This is a genomic window from Syntrophales bacterium (genome assembly GCA_035363115.1).
In the GTDB taxonomy this organism is placed as follows: domain Bacteria; phylum Desulfobacterota; class Syntrophia; order Syntrophales; family PHBD01; genus PHBD01.
Genome location: DAOSEM010000006.1, coordinates 167,903 through 185,048 on the forward strand (window position 1 = coordinate 167,903; position 17,146 = coordinate 185,048).

At 61.6% G+C, this 17,146-nt stretch carries 11 protein-coding genes; 4 read left to right on the forward strand and 7 right to left on the reverse strand.

Annotated elements, in window-relative coordinates:
- Positions 1-17 precede the first annotated feature (17 nt).
- The gene (locus tag PLO63_12820; GenBank protein ID HOI75019.1) at positions 18-692 is read right to left on the reverse strand and encodes a response regulator; all 675 of its coding nucleotides are present in this window, start codon (positions 690-692) and stop codon (positions 18-20) included.
- Positions 689-2,101 carry an ATP-binding protein gene (locus PLO63_12825; protein HOI75020.1) on the reverse strand — a complete coding sequence of 471 codons (1,413 nt, stop codon included), beginning with the start codon at positions 2,099-2,101 and terminating at the stop codon, positions 689-691. The genes PLO63_12820 and PLO63_12825 overlap by 4 nt, the downstream gene beginning before the upstream one ends.
- Before the next feature lie 176 nt (positions 2,102-2,277).
- Here PLO63_12825 and PLO63_12830 point away from each other — a divergent pair, with 176 nt between their 5' ends.
- From PLO63_12830 to PLO63_12845, 4 genes are read left to right on the forward strand one after another with little or no spacing between them, the layout of a single operon-like run.
- Positions 2,278-3,753, forward strand: coding sequence for an efflux transporter outer membrane subunit (locus PLO63_12830; protein HOI75021.1), 1,476 nt, complete (start codon positions 2,278-2,280; stop codon positions 3,751-3,753).
- Positions 3,750-5,039, forward strand: a complete 1,290-nt coding sequence (locus PLO63_12835; protein ID HOI75022.1) for an efflux RND transporter periplasmic adaptor subunit — start codon at positions 3,750-3,752, stop codon at positions 5,037-5,039. Before PLO63_12830 ends, PLO63_12835 begins: the two co-directional genes overlap by 4 nt.
- The gene (locus tag PLO63_12840; protein ID HOI75023.1) at positions 5,036-5,770 is read left to right on the forward strand and encodes an ABC transporter ATP-binding protein; all 735 of its coding nucleotides are present in this window, start codon (positions 5,036-5,038) and stop codon (positions 5,768-5,770) included. Before PLO63_12835 ends, PLO63_12840 begins: the two co-directional genes overlap by 4 nt.
- Before the next feature lie 2 nt (positions 5,771-5,772).
- On the forward strand, positions 5,773-6,978 hold the full coding sequence (locus tag PLO63_12845; GenBank protein HOI75024.1) for an ABC transporter permease: 1,206 nt from the start codon (positions 5,773-5,775) through the stop codon (positions 6,976-6,978).
- A 49-nt stretch (positions 6,979-7,027) separates the two neighbouring features.
- On the opposite strand, the gene PLO63_12850 is transcribed toward PLO63_12845, so the two are convergent.
- From PLO63_12850 to PLO63_12870, 5 genes are all read right to left on the reverse strand, one after another.
- On the reverse strand, positions 7,028-9,940 hold the full coding sequence (locus PLO63_12850; protein HOI75025.1) for a PAS domain S-box protein: 2,913 nt from the start codon (positions 9,938-9,940) through the stop codon (positions 7,028-7,030).
- 79 nt (positions 9,941-10,019) lie between these two features.
- Complete coding sequence (locus PLO63_12855) at positions 10,020-11,072, reverse strand: HD domain-containing protein (GenBank protein HOI75026.1); 1,053 nt, start codon at positions 11,070-11,072, stop codon at positions 10,020-10,022.
- A 371-nt stretch (positions 11,073-11,443) separates the two neighbouring features.
- Positions 11,444-12,766 (reverse strand): ribosome biogenesis GTPase Der, encoded by a 1,323-nt coding sequence (gene der / locus PLO63_12860; GenBank protein HOI75027.1) that lies wholly within the window; start codon positions 12,764-12,766, stop codon positions 11,444-11,446.
- A 278-nt stretch (positions 12,767-13,044) separates the two neighbouring features.
- Positions 13,045-14,100 (reverse strand): response regulator, encoded by a 1,056-nt coding sequence (locus tag PLO63_12865; protein ID HOI75028.1) that lies wholly within the window; start codon positions 14,098-14,100, stop codon positions 13,045-13,047.
- Positions 14,101-14,846: 746 nt separating this feature from the next.
- A complete protein-coding gene (locus tag PLO63_12870) occupies positions 14,847-17,132 on the reverse strand; it encodes a hypothetical protein (GenBank protein HOI75029.1) in 2,286 nt (761 codons plus the stop codon).
- Positions 17,133-17,146: the final 14 nt, after the last annotated feature.

Consider the following 17,146-nt stretch of genomic DNA (forward strand, 5'->3'; position numbering starts at 1 on the left):
GTCTGCGGAGACCGCCCTCACTCGGCCTCGAACTTGTAGCCGAGGCCGTACACCGAATGGATGATCCGGGCCTCCGGGTCCGCCGCCTCGATCTTTCTCCGGAGCTTCTTGACGTGGCTGTCGATGGTCCGGTCGCTGACGCTGCGCTCGTCGGGGTAGATCCGGTCCATGAGCTGCCCGCGCCGGTAGATCCGCCCCGGGTGGGCGGCCAGGAGTTGCAGCAGCTTGAACTCCACGGCGGTCAGATCCAGGTCGCGGCCGTTCAGGACCGCCCGGCAGCGGAGGCCGTCCAGGACGAGTCCTGCCGCCGCCTCATCAGCCTGCCCGTCGCGGGTGCGGCGGAGGACCGCTTTGACTCTCGCCACAACCTCCCTCGGACTGAAGGGCTTGCAGACATAGTCGTCCGCCCCGAGATCCAGCCCCAGCAGTCGGTCGACCTCCTCGACCCGGGCCGTCACCATGATGACCGGCACGGAGGAAAACGTGCGGATCTCCCGGCAGATCTCCAGGCCGCCGCGGCCCGGGAGCATCAGGTCGAGGAGGATCAGGTCCGGCTCCCGCTCCCTGACCCGGGGCACGACCTCCAGGCCGTTTCCGAGGCAGGACGGCTCGAAACCCGCCGCCCGGAGGTAGTCGGCCAGCAGGCTTGCCAGCTTCGGCTCATCCTCGACGATGAGAATCCTCCCGCTCATGAGACTCTCCCCGCGGCCGGCAGGACGATCCGGATGAGGATCCCCCCCAGGGGGGACGCCTGCGCCGCAACCGTTCCCGCGTGGGCCTCCACGATGTTCTTGCAGATCGCCAGCCCCAGCCCGGCGCCGCCCGTTTCCCGGGCCCGGGAGCCCTCCACGCGGTAGAGGCGGTCGAAGAGGCGGTCCAGGGCCTCCCCTGGAACCCCCGGAGCGGAGTCCTCGAACTCGAGGATCGCCTCCCCGCTTCCACCGCTCAGCCGGACGGCCAGCGTTCCCCCCTCGTTGGTGTATTTCAGGGAGTTGTCCAGCAGGTTGGCAAAGAGCTGGCCCAGGCGCTCCGGGTCGGCGAACACGGTCATGTTCGTCCGGTCCGGGATATCCGTCTCGATGAGGATGGACTTGCGGTTGAATTCCGAACGGAAGGAATCAACGGAATCTTTGAGGACGGCGGCCGGGTCCAGGTCCTCCTTGTGGTAGCTGAGCGTGCCGAGGTCGGAGAGGGAAAGCTGGTACAGGTCGTTCACGAGGCGGTTCAGCCGCAGCGTCTCCGCGTGGAGGGAGCGGATCGTCTCCGGGGTGACGGTGCGGATTCCGTCCAGGAGCGCTTCGATCTCCCCCTGCAGGACCGTCAGCGGGGTCCTGAGTTCGTGGGAGATGTCGGCCAGCCACTGGCGGCGGGCCTTCTCGTTCATATCGAGCGCCAGGGCCATGGCGTTGAAGTCGCCGGCAAGGCGTCCCAGCTCGTCCGAGGAAGACACGGGCACCCGGGCGGTATAGTTGCCCGAGGCCAGGTCATGGGTGGCCGCGGCCATGGCCCGGACCGGCCGGACCAGGCGGCTCGCCAGGGGAAGGGCGACCAGGGCGACGGCGAAGAGGATGCCCGCCGCGGCGAGGGCCAGGGCCAGCCGCTGCCGGCTGAGAAACCGTGCCTGGATCGGGTGCAGGAATCGCTGGGGGGCGTGCAGGCCAACATAGCCCACGGTCCGGCCGTCTTGCGCGACGGGCCGGTAGCTGATCTCCCCCTCCCCGGCGGGCGATCCGAAGACCGGTTTCCGCTCGGTGTCCAGGATGACGAGGGGGCCGGAGGAAGGGTCTTTGTCCTCCCCCTCCTTCCCCCACGGCCTCATCTTCTCCTCGGTCAGCGTGATCCTGTCCCCGGATGCGGTGTGCAGGGTGAGTCCCGCCCGGACACCCCGGCTGTCCTTCAGGAAATCCCAGCTCCCGTGCCCGGCATAGGCCTGTCCCAGGCTGACGGCCATCTGCTCCGCCCTGCCCTGGTCCAGCGTGCCGAGGTACTGGTAGAAGCCCCGGTCGATGTTCCAGCGCATGATCCCGTACAGGATCAGGATGGCGAGGCCCGTGGCGGCAAGAATCGTAAAGAAAAGGCGCTGCGTGATGCCGATCTTCATTCGTTTTCCGCCTCCTTTCGTGTCCTTGTATTGGTATTGCGGCTGGCCGTCAAGAATCAGACCGACTCCCGGCCGGATTTCCTCATTTCCTGCACATTCGTGTGTTAGGTTGCCTTCCAAAGACGGATGTCCCGGGATGCATTTCGCGCAACCGGGACGGAGGAACCATGTTTCGAATGAAATGGATCAGACATCTTGGCCGGCGGGTGGCGCTCCCCGGCATCCTGGCCTTTGTGCTCGCGATGACGGCCGGTTGCGTTACCGTGGGGCCCGACTACAGGCCGCCCGACCTGTCCACGCCTGCGGCCTGGAACAATGAAGTCCGGGAAGGAAACGGCACCGCGGAAAACGGTTCCGGGACAGCGGACCCGTGGTGGAACACCCTGAACGACGCGACACTCTCCAGTCTGATGGAACGGGCCGTCGCGGGCAATCTCGACCTCAGGAAAGCCCGGGCGCGGGTCCGCGAGGCCCGGGCGCAGCGGGGCGTCGCCCAGGCGGGCTACTTCCCGACCCTCGGCGCCACGGGCACGGCCACCCGGAGCCGCAGCAGCGAAGAGACCGGTACCGGGGAAACCGGCGTCCTTTACTCCACCGGCTTCGACGCCGGCTGGGAGCTGGACGTCTTCGGCGGCGTCCGGCGCTCCGTGGAGGCGTCGGACGCGACCCTGCAGGCAACGCAGGAAAGCCTTCACGACGTGCTCGTCACGCTGCTGGCCGAGGTGGCCCTGAACTACACGGAAGTCCGGACCTGGCAGGCCCGGATCGCCGCGGCGGAGGCCAACCTGAAGACCCAGGAAGAGACCTTTCAATTGACGTCCTGGCGGCAGCAGGCGGGGCTCAGCGACGACCTGGCGGTCCGGCAGGCCCGCTACAACCTCGAAAATACCCGCTCCCAGCTCCCGGTCCTCCGCACCGGCCTGGAGGAGGCGCAGAACCGCATCGCCGTACTCCTGGGGGAGCAGCCGGGGAAAGTGCATGGAGAGCTGAGCGAGCGGAAGCCCATCCCCGTCGCCTCCGCCGGGATCGCCCTGGGCGTGCCCGCCGAGGCCCTGCGGAACCGTCCCGACGTCCGGAAAGCCGAGCGCGAACTGGCGGCCCAGACGGCAAAGATCGGGGTGGCCACGGCCGACCTCTACCCCAGGTTCAGGCTGAATGGCTCCATCGGCGTGGATTCTACGCTCATCGGCCGGCTGTTCACCTCGGGCACCTACAGCTGGAGCTTCGGCCCGCAGATCACCTGGACAATCTTCGACGGAGGGGCGATCCGCCGGAACATCGAGGCGCAGACGGCCCTGCAGGAGCAGTACCTGATCGCCTATGAAGCTGCCGTGCTGGGCGCCCTGGAGGAGGCGGAAAACGCCATCCGGGCCTATGCGGAGGAGCAGATCCGCCGGAAGTCCCTCATCGAGGCGACCCGGGCGTCCGAAGAGGCCGCCCGGCTGGCGAAACTCAAGTACCAGGCGGGCCTGACGGATTTCAGCACCGTGCTGGATGCCGAGCGGTCCCTCCTGACCTTCCAGGACAGCCTGGCCCAGAGCGAAGGGGCGATTGCCTCCAACCTCATCAAACTATACAAAGCCCTTGGCGGCGGCTGGAAATCGCTGGTCCCTGACGGGACGACATCGCCGAAGAGCGGAGAGAGGAAATGAACGAGAACAACAGCTCCATGTCGGACATCGAAAAGACCATCCGGGGAGGCTCGCCCGGCGGGCCGCTCGCGCGCCACAAGAAAAAGATTCTGATCGCCGCGGCCGTCCTGGTGCTTGCGATCCTGGTCGTCGCTTTCCTCTGGGGACGCGGCGGCTCGTCCAAGGCGACGCGATACCAGACCGAACCGGTCCGGCAGGGCGACCTCACGGTCATCGTGACCGCGACGGGCACCCTCAAGCCGACGAACACCGTCGAGGTGGGCAGCGAGCTCTCCGGCACCATCCGGAGCGTCGAGGTGGACTACAACAGCCGTGTCCGGGTCGGGCAGGTCCTGGCCCGGATGGACACGACAAAGCTCGAGGCCACCATCGCCCAGCTCAAGGCCGCCCTGGAATCGGCGAAGGCCAAGGCTCTCCAGGCGAAGGCGACCGTCCTGGAGACGCAGGCCAAGCTCGCCCAGTACCGGGAGGTGTCGAAGCTGAGCAACGGGAAGGTGCCGTCGAAGCTGGAGATGGACGCGGCGGAGGCGGCCTTCGAGCGCGCCAGGGCCGACGCGGCCAGTGCCGACGCGGCGGTATCCCAGGCCCGGGCAACGCTCCAGGCCAGCGAAACAGACCTCTCCAAGGCGATCATCAAGTCGCCCATCAACGGCATCGTCCTCACCCGAAACATCGAGCCCGGACAGACCGTGGCCGCCTCGATGACGACCCCGGTGCTGTTCACGCTGGCGGAGGACCTGACCAAGATGGACCTGCACGTGAACGTGGACGAGGCGGATATCGGCAAGGTGCAGGAGGGGCAGAAGGCGACGTTCACCGTTGCCGCCTATGCCGGCCGGACGTTCGAGGCGCGGATCACCCAGGCCCGCTACGGCTCTTCCACCACGTCGGGCGTCGTCACCTACGAAACCGTGCTCAAGGTCGACAATGCGGACTTGTCTCTCCGTCCGGGCATGACGGCCACCGCGGACATCATCGTCAAGAAGATCGACAATGCTGTCCTGGTCCCCAGTGCCGCGCTCCGCTTCACCCCGCCCCAGCAGCCGGAGGCAAAATCCTCCACGGGCCTGGTGGGCGCGCTGCTTCCCCGCCCGCCCAGGTCCGGCGGACAGAAGAGCGTGGAGACCGCCGGGAAGCAGCAGCGGGTCTGGATCCTGAAGGAGAACCGGCCGGTGGCCGTCCAGGTGACAACCGGGGCCGCGAACGGAAGCTTGACGGAGGTCGCCTCCGGCGATCTTCAGCCCGGCACGGCTGTCATCGTCGATGTCCTGGGAGGAGCGAAATGAACAGCGGCGACGCCCCCGTAACCCGTGAGGGATCCGGGGACCATCTCATCGTGCTCAGGGGCGTGACGAAGATCTACGGGGAAGGCCACGCCTCCATGCAGGCGCTCCGCGGGATCGATCTGACCATCGACGAGGGCGAGTTCGTGGCGATCATGGGACCGAGCGGATCGGGAAAGTCCACCTGCATGAATATTCTGGGCTGCCTGGACACGCCGACGGCGGGGTCCTACCGGTTCAGGGGCCTCGAAGTCTGCGAGCTCACCCGCAACGAGCGGGCTCTCCTGCGGCGCCATTACCAGGGATTCGTGTTCCAGGGCTACAACCTCCTGAACCGCACGTCGGCCCTGGAAAACGTGGAGCTTCCCCTGATCTACCGTGGAACCGCCGCACGCGAGCGGCGCGAGCGGGCACTCCGGGCCCTCGGGACCGTGGGCCTCAAGGGATGGGAGCACCACACCCCCGGGGAGCTGTCCGGGGGGCAGCAGCAGCGGGTGGCCATCGCGCGGGCCATCGTCACCGGGCCGTCGGTTCTCCTGGCGGACGAGCCGACGGGAAACCTGGATTCGGAGCGCAGCATCGAGATCATGGACCTTCTCACCTCGCTGAACCGGGATCAGGGAATCACGGTGATCATGATCACCCATGAACCGGACATGGCGGTCCGCGCAAAGCGGACCATCCATTTCCTCGACGGCCTCGTCTCCCGGGACCGATCAAACGGAGGGAACTGACCATGCTGTGGAACACCATTCTTCTCGCACTTCGTGCCATCCGCCGCAACGTCATGCGGTCGTTCCTGACGACCCTGGGAATCGTCATCGGCGTGGCCGCGGTCATCACGATGGTGACGATCGGCGGCGGGGCGACCGCCCAGGTGGGCGAGCAGATCGCCAGCATGGGGAGCAACCTCCTGATGGTGACCCCCGGGAAGAGGATGGGCCCGGGCCAATCCACAAGCACCGTGCTCTTCAAGGAGGCCGACGCCGAGGCCATCGCCCGGGAGGTACCCTCCGTCGCCGCCGTGGCGCCGGTCTCCTCCCAGTCGGTCAAGGCGATCTTCAGCAACCAGAACTGGACGACCCAGGTGACGGGCAGCGACAATCAGTACTTCCGGGTGACGAACCGATCCATTGGAACAGGCCGCTCCTTCAACGACAGCGAGGTCCGGAGCGGGGCGGCGGTTTGCGTCATCGGGGAAACGGCGAGAAAAAAGCTCTTCGGCGGCCAGGAGGCCCTGGGTGAAAAGATCCGCCTGGAAAAACTCTCCTGCGAGATCGTCGGCGTCCTGAACGCCAAGGGCCAGAGTACCATGGGCATGGACCAGGACGACATCGTGGTCATCCCGCTCCGGACCATGCAGCGGCGCGTCTCCGGCAACCAGGACGTCGCCATGATCCAGGTCTCTGTCCGGGAGGGCGAGTCCACGGAGAAGGCCCAGCAGAGCATCGTCCGCCTGATGCGGGAGCGGCGCCACCTGTCAGCGAGCGACGACGACAACTTCACCGTCATGGACATGAAGGAGATCGCCAAGATGCTGACCGGAACGACCCAGCTCCTGACGGCGCTCCTGGGCGCCGTGGCCGCCGTCAGCCTCCTGGTCGGCGGCATCGGGATCATGAACATCATGCTGGTGTCGGTGACCGAGCGCACCCGCGAGATCGGCGTCCGTCTCGCCATCGGCGCCCTGGAGCGGGAGGTCCTGCTGCAGTTCCTGGTGGAGGCGGTGGTGCTTTCGTCCCTGGGCGGGCTGGCCGGCATCGCCCTGGCGCTCATGGCCTCGGTCTGGCTGGCCGGGATCCTGCGCGTGCCCTTCATCTTCAACGGCACGATCGTCCTGATCGCGTTTCTCTTCTCGGCGATGGTCGGGGTGGTCTTCGGTTACTTCCCGGCCCTCAAGGCCGCCCGGATGGACCCGATCGAGGCCCTGCGCCACGAGTGATGAAGGCCGGCAACCAGGCACATGGTTCGGGGGCCGGTACGCCGGTGTTTCACCCGGAGGGTGCCTGCAGATGCTTCTCCAGGATGTCCCGCAGTGCCTTCATGGGGAAAGGCTTTGTCAGCGCCTCCACGAATCCGTGCTCTTTGTAATTCTGGATGACCGGATCGTCGCTGTATCCGCTCAGGATGATGCCCCGGACGCCCGGATCGATGGCCCGAAGCCTCTCCATCGTCGGCTCTCCGCCCAGCCCTCCCGGGACGACCAGGTCCAGAATGACCATTCTGTAAGGCCGCCGGGATTCGAGGGCCTTCCGATAGAGATCGATCGCCGCCGTGCCGTCGCCGGCCGTCTCCACTTCGCAGCCGATCGACGTGAGCAGCTCCTTGAGCATGTCCCGGATCATGGCCTCGTCATCCATGACGAGAATCCGCTCCCTGTTATCCGCCGCTTCAGGGAAGACCGCTTCGACGGCCCCATGCCGCTCCCCGGCTGCGGCCGGAAGATACACGCGGAAGGTGCTCCCTTCCCCCTCACTCGATTCCACGGCGATGCAGCCTTTGTGATTGCCGACCACCGAGTGGCAGACCGACAGGCCGAGCCCCATCCCCTTCTCCGCACCCCGGGCCTTGGTCGAAAAATAGGGGTCGAAGATCAGGGGCCGCTGATCCGCCGGGATGCCTTTCCCCGTGTCACGAAGGGATATCCGGACGTATTCCCCCTCACCGACGGGAAGTCCGTCCCCGGTCCTCACGGTCACATTCTCCGTCTCCACCGTCAGGATCCCCCCATCCGGCATCGCCTCGACGGCATTGATCGTCAGGTTCCGGATGACCTGGCGGATCTGCCGCTCATCGATCTCGACGGACCGGAGATCGCTCTCCAGGAAGAATCTCGTCTCCACGGGGTATTCTCCGATATTCGCCGTCACGGTCTCCCTGACGAGGTCGCCGATGTTGACGATCTCCCGGACCGGATCCCCTCCCTTGGAAAAAACGAGCAGGCGGTTGGTCAGTTCCGTCGCCTGGCCGACGGCCTTCTCCGCCGCCAGCAGACGGGTGCGGGCTCTGCTCCCCTCGGGGACGTCCATCTTCAGGAGCTCCATGTATCCCTGCATGACCGCCAGAAGATTGTTGAAGTCGTGGGCGATCCCCGCCGCCAGCGTGCCCACCGACTCCAGTTTCCGGACTTTCAGCTGTTCCGCCTCCGCCCGCTTGCGGCCGGTGATGTCCCGCAGGTAGGCCAGATTGCATTTCTTCCCCTGATACATCACCTTGACCAGGGAGACTTCCGCATCGATGAAGGAGCCGTCCGGCAGAATGACCCTGATCTCAATCTGCTTCGGGATCGGAAGCCCCTGGTTGAATGCGTTGACATAGTCCGCGAACGCCGACCGGTCGTCGGGATGGATAAAGTTGCCCCTGGTTTTGCCCAGGATCTCGTCCTTTCTCCGGCCGATCTTGTCCAGAAACGGCTGGCTGACGTAAACGTACCGGCCTTCATGGACAATGGCGATGCCGTCGCTGGAGCTTTCCATGGACGTCCGATAGAGCTCCTCGCTCTCCTGGAGCGCCTTCTCCATCCGTTTGCGGTCGGTGATGTCGTGCGCCACGACCCTGGCTTTTACGGGCAGGCCTTCCTCGAATCCATAATCGATGCTCATGTTCATCCACAGGATGCCGCCGTCCTTCTTCCTCAACTCGTATTCCTGGGAGGTCGGGACCTCCCTGCCCTCCCCGAACTGCTTCATCCGTTCGATATACGTTTCCCGGCTCCATTCCGTGAACAGCTCAAACGGGTTCATCCTGAGGAGCTCTTCCCGGGAATAGCCCGTCAGGGTACTTACAACCTCGTTGAAACTGAGAAAACGGCGGTTCCGGTAATCCGCCTCGTAAATGGCGGCGGGGGCGTTCATGAAGAGCTGGAGGTACTTCTTTTCACTCTCCCGGAGCGCCTCCTCGGCCTGCTTGCGCGCGGTGATGTCCCGGCTCACCGTGACGACCCCGACCATCCTGTTCTCTTCGTCGCGCAGGGCGGAGAAGCTGCACTCGAGGCTGATGACGGAGCCGTCCTTTCTGTACTCCTCCACTTCCAGGACCCGGGATCTCCGGGGATCGGCGCACCCCCCGGCCTCCAGCTTCAGCTCTTCCCCAAACGCCTCGAGCAGGATCTGCATGGACCCGGGCGTCATGTACTCTTCGAGGGACCTGTTCATGGCCTCCTCGACGGTGAGTCCGTGGGTGCGCATGACCGACGGGCTGATGTAGGTGAAGCGGAGATTCATGTCCGTAACGGTGATAAGCTCCGCCGAGCTCTCCGCGATCAGACGGAATCTTTCCTCGCTCTGGCGCAGGGCCTCCTCCGCCTTTCTGAGATCGGAAAGCTGCCGCTCCGCGATGCCGAGGGCATTGTCCCGTTCACGGAGCGCCAGGTTCAGCGTGCTGGAGGCCAGGACCAGGGCAAAGACCAGGATCGTCCAGTCACCAAGGGGGGTATCGACGAAGTATTGGTAGGGAAGGGAACGGAAGTGGTCCAGCAGGGCCAGCACGAGTCCCGCCGTGATGCCCGCGCCCGCGAAAAAGGTGGCGGCCCGCGCTCCGAGGAGCAGCCCGGCGACAATCGTCATGGAGATGAAAAAACAGGCATTGATGCTGTTCAGGCCGCCGTCCACCAGAACGACACCGGTAAACGTCAGCCAGCCCACGGTCACGGCTACGATGCTGGCTGTCCTTATCTTCCCGAGCTGCATCAGAAGCTTCGCGGCAAGCGTTGCCGCAAGGAGGACAAGAATGGTGAGGATACCGCCCATTTTCGGCTCGAAAAAGAGGAGGGCGGCAATGAATCCGACACCCATCAGGATGGAAAAAATCAGGAGGGTGCGGTTCAGCACATGGGCCGTCCGCATCATGCCCGGGTCATCAACGAAATCGGGTGTTTCCAGGAACCGCCTGGGACGGAACATCATTCAACCTCCAAGCAGGAGATGGACGCCTGGTCTCGACCGCCGACAGGCGGAAAAACGGGCAAGCCGGCTCGCCGGGACGTTATCCCTCCAGCCTGACGCTGCCGAGAAACACGATGAATCTCTGGAGCAGATCCCGATCGAAGCACTTCCTCATGCCCAGATCCCGGTCGTCCTGCTCCTGATCCTCTCCGTTTGTGTGGTCCTCCGGCGCCCCGATCATGATCCGGACTGCCTTCATGGGAGGAGTGGGCTCCTTGTAGGGCCGGCGAGACGTCATGGCATCGAACACGTCGATGATCCGCAGCACGCGGGCCAGGGGATTGATGCCGGTGCCCTCCAGGTTCATGGGATAGCCTCCGCCCTGGAAATCCTCGTGATGGTGCAGCACCGCCTTCTTGACGAACATGGGCATGTCCGTGTCGATCAGCATGGCCAAGCCATTGAGGGGGTGGCGCTTCATGATTTCCCACTCCACCTCGTCCAGGGGCCCGCTTTTCGTGAGGATCTCCTGGGGAATAAAGGCCTTCCCGATATCGTGCAGCAGGGCGCCGACACCGCACTGCCTCAGCATCTCCGTTTTCCCGGTCTCGTCGAGGGCCTGATAATCCGGGACGACCTGCTCCAGGACGCCGGGAGCCTGCTGCAGGAACGCCACCGTGAACCAGAGGACCTTGGTGGCGTGTTCATAGGTCTGGTAGTCGTGGCCGATCATTTTCGCCAGGGCGTTGATGGATTTCGCTTCCTTGATGAAGTTCAGGGAATATTCGATCAGCTGCCTCGTCCGCCGGACGGCGGCATCGCCCATCGTGCCCAGGCCGAAGGACGTTTCAAAGGCGCCTTTCACCACATTGGTGGAGACCCGGGAGAAGATGTCCGCCTTCTGGTCGTCCGGGGTTGACGGGTTCTCGAGGATGTTTCCGAGATTGGCCTCGAGATACTGCTCGTACTTGAAATGCTCGTCGAGATTGACGAACACCTCCCTGGTCTCGCTCTCGGAAAGCCTGGCGAGCTGCTCCGGGGAGACCTTGTTCCCCTCCAGCGCCCAGAGGATGTATCGTCCCTGCGGTGCGGCGACGTAAATGCTGAAATCCGGCAAGGTTCCCGGGATGATCGCCCCCGGAGGAATGGCCATGTATCTTCCGCTGTTCATAGATTGCGCTGTTGCCTGGCTGCTCCTTTCAAATATTGAATGCCGTGGACCGTGAAGCGATCCGGATCCGCCGCCGCCGGACGGACTCCGCCCCGGACGCAGACCAGCACAATCGAATCATCGGCATTTTTTTGCAAAAACTGTAGGGATACGTTGCGGTTTCGGTTCTTGTCCGCCGGATGCGGACCCTGCGCTCCGGTCGTGATCCCGTGCTCACGGCAATCACGGAGATTCCGGCAGTTCCTCCAGGACCAGTTCGTCCTCGATCCGGATGCAGCCGGGAACGCTCCGGGCCGCCGGGCAGCCGGTCATGAAAGACGTCGCCCGCCGGATGCGGTGAACGGGAAAGAGGGCTATTTCGACTTCCGCTTGAAGAAGACCCGCACCGGCACCTGGGTGAACCCCAGCGTCTCCCGGATCTGGTTGACCAGGAAGCGCTGGTAGGAGAAATGAACCCCCTTGGGATCCTTCATGAAGAAGATGAATGTCGGGGGACGGATCGCCGCCTGGGTGACGTAGGCGACGGTGTTGGCCCGCCCCTGGGTCATGGGCGGGGGGTTCCGGGTGATGACGGCCCGGAGGGCGTCGTTCACGAGGGCGGTGTTCACCCGGCGGGTGTACTGCTCGTAGACACCGTCCACGGCCTCGAAGATCCTCGCCACCCGCTGGCCCGACAGGGCGGAGACGAAGAGGATGGGTGCGAAATCCATGAACTTGAGGGTCTCCTGGATCTTCCGGACGTATTCCCCCACCGTGGCGTTGTCCTTCTCGATGGCGTCCCACTTGTTCACCACGATGATGACGGCCCTCCCCTCCTCCAGGGCCAGGCCGGCGATCTTGGCGTCCTGCTCAGTGACGCCCTCGACGGCGTCGATCAGGAGAAGCGCCACGTCGCACCGCCCCAGGGCCTTGATGGCCTGGATGACGCTGTACTTCTCGAGGGTCAGGCTGACCTTGGCTTTCCGGCGGATGCCCGCCGTGTCGATGAGGACGTACTTCTTGTCCCCCCGCTCGAAGGCGGTGTCCACGGCGTCCCGGGTCGTCCCCGGAATTGGATTCACGATGGCCCGCTCAAAACCGAGGATCCGGTTCACCAGGGAGGACTTGCCCACGTTGGGCTTGCCGATGACGGCCAGGCGGATCCGGTCCTCCTCTTCGGGCTCCTCCCCTTCATCGGAAGGCGGCAGGACCTCGACCACGTCGTCCAGCAGCTCCGCCACGCCGAGGCCGTGCTGGGCCGAGATTGGATGGATCTTCTCCACCCCCAGGCCGTAGAATTCGTAGGATAGGGCCTCCTGCTTCGGGCCGTCGGTCTTGTTGACGGTATAGAAGACGGGCTTCTCGACAGCGCGGAGCATCCGGGCGATCTCCCGGTCCGACGTGGTCAGGCCGTCCCGGACGTCCAGGAGGAACAGGATGACATCGGCCTCCTCGACGGCCAGCATCGTCTGCTCCCGCATCTGGATGAGGATCTTCTCCGTCGAGACGGGCTCGAAGCCTCCCGTGTCGATCAGCAGGAACGACCGGCCGTTCCATTCCCCCTCCCCGTAGTTCCGGTCCCGGGTGGCCCCCGGCTCGTCGATGACGATGGCCTTCTTCCTGCTCCGGACCAGCCGGTTGAAGAGGGTGGACTTGCCGACGTTGGGCCGGCCGATGATGGCGATGACGGGCTTCATGGTTTCCTTGAATATCTCTATTTTTTCTTGAGTTACGAGGCCATGGATGCCGCGGACGGATCCATGTTTTACCGGGCATGCAGAAAAGGACGCCCTGCAACGGGGCCGGATTATACACAAAAACGAGGGAAAATCATCCGGTTAAATTCGCTGCATGATTCCCGTGCCTTGGCGGGTCCGTCAAAGGGGTATTGGTCTCAGGGGTATTGAAAGCCTCCCGGCCGTGGACTGCTCGACGTTTACGGCGCGGGAGAAAAGAAGCGACAGGGATTTCCGGTTCAGGTCATGGACGACGGGAATGCAATGCCTGCCGACTCGATCCGGTACCCTTTCTCGTTGAAGAGCCGCAGGCAGGAATCGACGACATCGGGGTCAAAGAGGGTGCCCCGGCTCTTCGCCAACTCCTTCAGGACGGTGGAGATGTCAAAGGCCGGCCGGTAGGGCCGATGCGAGGCCATCGCTTCCACGACATCGGCCACGGCAAGAATCCGCGTTTCCAGGAGAAGGCTCTCCCCTTTCAGTCCGGCCGGGTATCCTGAACCGTCCATCCGCTCGTGATGCTCCAGGATGATCCTGGCGATGGGCCAGGGAAATTCGATCTCCTTGAGGATATCGTATCCTGCCTGCACATGATTCTTGACGAGGATAAACTCAACCGGCGTCAATCTCCTCGGCATGCTCAAGATCTCCGAGGGAATGGATATCTTGCCGATGTCGTGAATCAGGCTGGCCATGCCGAGACCGTCGATCTGCTCCGCGTCAAGCCCCATCTCCGCGGCAATGGCCCGGGCCAGCTCCGCCACCCGCTGCTGGTGGCCGGCGGTATAGGGATCTTTTGCCTCGACCACGGCCGCCATTGCCTGGACCGTCTTCGTCAACAAATCCTGCATTTTCCTGTAACTGCGCAGGAGTTCCTCCGTCCGAAGGGCAACCTGGGCTTCGAGGCCTCCTCGCAGGTGGACCAGCTCGATGTGGGTACGGACGCGGGCAAGAAGTTCATCGTGCTGGAAGGGCTTGGAGATGAAATCCACGGCGCCGAGTGAAAAGCCTTTCATCCTGTCACGATGATCCTGCACCCCGCTCACGAAAATAACCGGGATATCGCGAGTGCCATCGTCTTCCTTGAGCCTCCGGCAGACCTCGAAGCCGTCCGGAGCGGGCATGTTGATATCCAAAAGGATCAGCTTTGGCTTCTGATTTGCCAGGGACTCCAGGGCATCCTCCCCGCTGTTGAAAGGACGCACATAAAAACCTTCCATCGACAGAATGTCCGCAAGAACCTCCAGCGTAATCGGATCGTCATCGACAATCATGATGACATCTCGTTCAGACACCCCTTCCTCCTGCCTTATATCCAACGTCCGTATCGGAACGTCTTTCTTCGCCAAAATCATTGTTGTCCCTTTCCGGCTTAGCAGCAACTGCCATGCTTGATCACGGGCAGGGTCGAACGCCCGATCCTCCAAGCCGCCCAAAGCCGTCGCTTCCTACATCGTCTCGAAATGGCTTTTCTTGAGAAAATAATGCCTTGGCCCAGAATGATCAACCCCGGCCATGGATTTAAATGTTCCATATGCGGGCCGGATGACGGATTACCAATTGGAATGATTAATAGATTGTAACCACACAGAAAAATCCTTTTTATTTTCGGAGTGCTCCTGTTCGATTGCCATGATTGAGAACTTCTGTGTTATTGTACATCCTCAATTTGCTATCTTGACGATGGGGAGCACCTTAACTGGCTGTTTATTCCTGGGGGATTCTGGTGGGATTTTTATGTTATTATGTCAGATATTGAAAGTTGATTGATCAGTTTCCAGTCATACTCACTCTAATAAATTGCACCTACTAACAAACAAGATAGTATAAATCTCTCGTTCAAGGATTGCGGTTAGAAATGTTGAATATCAAAGAGATGTCGCAGGGGCAGACGCCTTTTCCTGCCGATTGAATATAACGACTCGTTATGCCATGACGTTCGCATTGTCAACTTTGTAGTCTTTTTAGTACTTCGTGCAGCATTGAGATATGTGGTTCTAGGAAAACACCGTATTCCTTGTAGATTAGATGGCGTCGAACATCACCCTGTTTCGACTTCTTCACTCGCGTCAATATCGTCGAAAATACTTCGTTTGCTTTGCGGTTTTTCCTGCACTTCAACTTCTCCCAGTTTTCGATCGGCTCTATCGGGTTCCTCCTGTGTGTTTTCACCAATCCATTCGTTCGTAAGGCGTATTTCGCGATCTATGAGTTTGACATCCCTATCGTCATCACCGAACTGCCTCTTGAGTGAGTCGAATAATTCGAGAAGCTGCCGCATATGATCTTCGGGCGGCTCACCTAAAGAGTGGTTTGATTCCCACTCGTGCCTAACGTCGTCAAGCCGCGGTAGAAGCTCTATACGCACTCTTCGCACCAACTCATCGAATTCACTGTCGGTGAAAAGATTTCTGATCCCGTCGTCATCAAGAGCGCCCCCATCCTGACCCTCGATAGCGTAACTGCTTACCGTCTCAACAAATATCTTCCTCTGCTCCTCAGGCAGGAGCCCGACTTCATGGAGTCGCTTTGCTAGTCGTACCTCCGGAACGCTGTCGAGGAAAAGTCCGGGTTTGGCGACTTGCTCAAGCAGGCTGGGATTATGCTTCAGATACAAGGATAGGAACTCTTTGGAGCAACGGCGAGCAAGAAATCCTTGCAGATCCCACCTCGCGCTGAATGCTGATAGCCAAGCGGCTTTATGCGACTTGCTTTGAGATATTTCATTAAGTTTCGCAAGCATCTGTGGAAACAATGATTTTGGAACCACAATCGCTTTTTCTATGCCTACGTCACCACAAGTCACTTGATCGACCAGCCGCTCAGGCGCACTACCCTCTATGTAGATACCAAGGTGTTCCGGACTCTGGACCAGAATTGCTGCATATGCGTCGCCAATGGTCGGATGCATGAACTGCCAGACATACTCGCCGCTTGAATGAGAGAGAAGTACAAGACTGCCCTTTAGGGCTTCGAGCGCATCGATGCATCCACCCAGAGTGCTGCCGAGACGATCAAGAGCATGTGTCTCTGAGAGCCGAAGTTGGATTGGACTCTCCAGACGGCTGTTCCGCATGTAGATTAGTGCGAGTGCTGCCTTGCTATCTGCATCGAGGCCTTGGAGCACCTCCCGGAGAAGCTGCTCGCGTTTCTCAACGAACTGGCGGATGTAATACTCGTCGATGAACAGGTCCTTCGTGAAAAGCGGATCGCCCAGACGTCGTGCCGTTTCCGGGATGAATCGAGGATGACTCGCGACATCCTCAAGGTAAGGCTTGAGGTCGGTTCGAAAGGAGCGCGGCTGTTTTCCAAGCTTGATATGGTTGTAGAGGATCTGACATTTTTCTCCGACGGAAAGGTCCTGAACATCGATCACAACTTGGCTCTCATTCAGCAGCGGAAACGCGCTCTCCTTCAGGTCTTTGCGGGCACGGTTGTAAATGTAGTCGCGCGATGTCATGACAATCTTCGCCCCCTTGCGGAGCATCGGTCGTATTTGCGGCAAGATGTGATTCCAGCGGTGAACCAGGAAATCCTCGTATTGGGTCACTCCAAAGGCGTCGTCCAGCCAGAAGAACTGCGACGGCTCGTCCGGGTTCCAGTGCTTGACAACCTTGCCGGGATCGTCAAGTTTGAGCGTCGAGGCGTTCCATTGGTCGACTGCCGCCATTGCCAGCATGGATGCGATGGTCGTCTTACCAGCGGCAGGCTCGCCGATGAGCAGCACAAAACTGTGCTTGTTGATTGCATCAACAGCTTTCCGGTAGGCATCAGTGACAACGACCTTGGCAAGGTCCTCCCGCATCGATTCAAGGATGGTTCTAGCCTGTACGTAGGCACGCTCGTCGAGAATCTGGCTTAAGTCTCCAAGTCCGTACATACGTGGTACGAGCATACGCAGGCGCTTGTTTTCTAGAATTTGCTGGCTTATCCAGGTGGAACCAAACACCGCGACATTTTTCACCCCGGCACCCTTGAACAGGGCACTGATCTTGCCAGCTCCAACACCAGACAAACCCGCGTTCGTCATGAGCACGTAGGAGTCACAAAGACCCCGCCCGACAAGCTTCTTGGCCTTTTCAAATTCATCCGATAGATCGGATGTTTTCAGGATATAGTTGATTCTGCTTGTGAACTTACACTGGATTACGAAAGGACCGCTTAGGTTGTCCTGTCCTGTCCCATTCCACGTACCCGTGAATGCGCCGTCCCTCCCACCATCAGCTGAATCGAGAAAAGACTCCACTGTTTGTCCCAAGATCCCCCGTGTAATCGTGAGACATAGCTGCTGAAAGTCGTGCCAGCCGAGATTGTGTAATGCGTACATGTTATCTACCAATT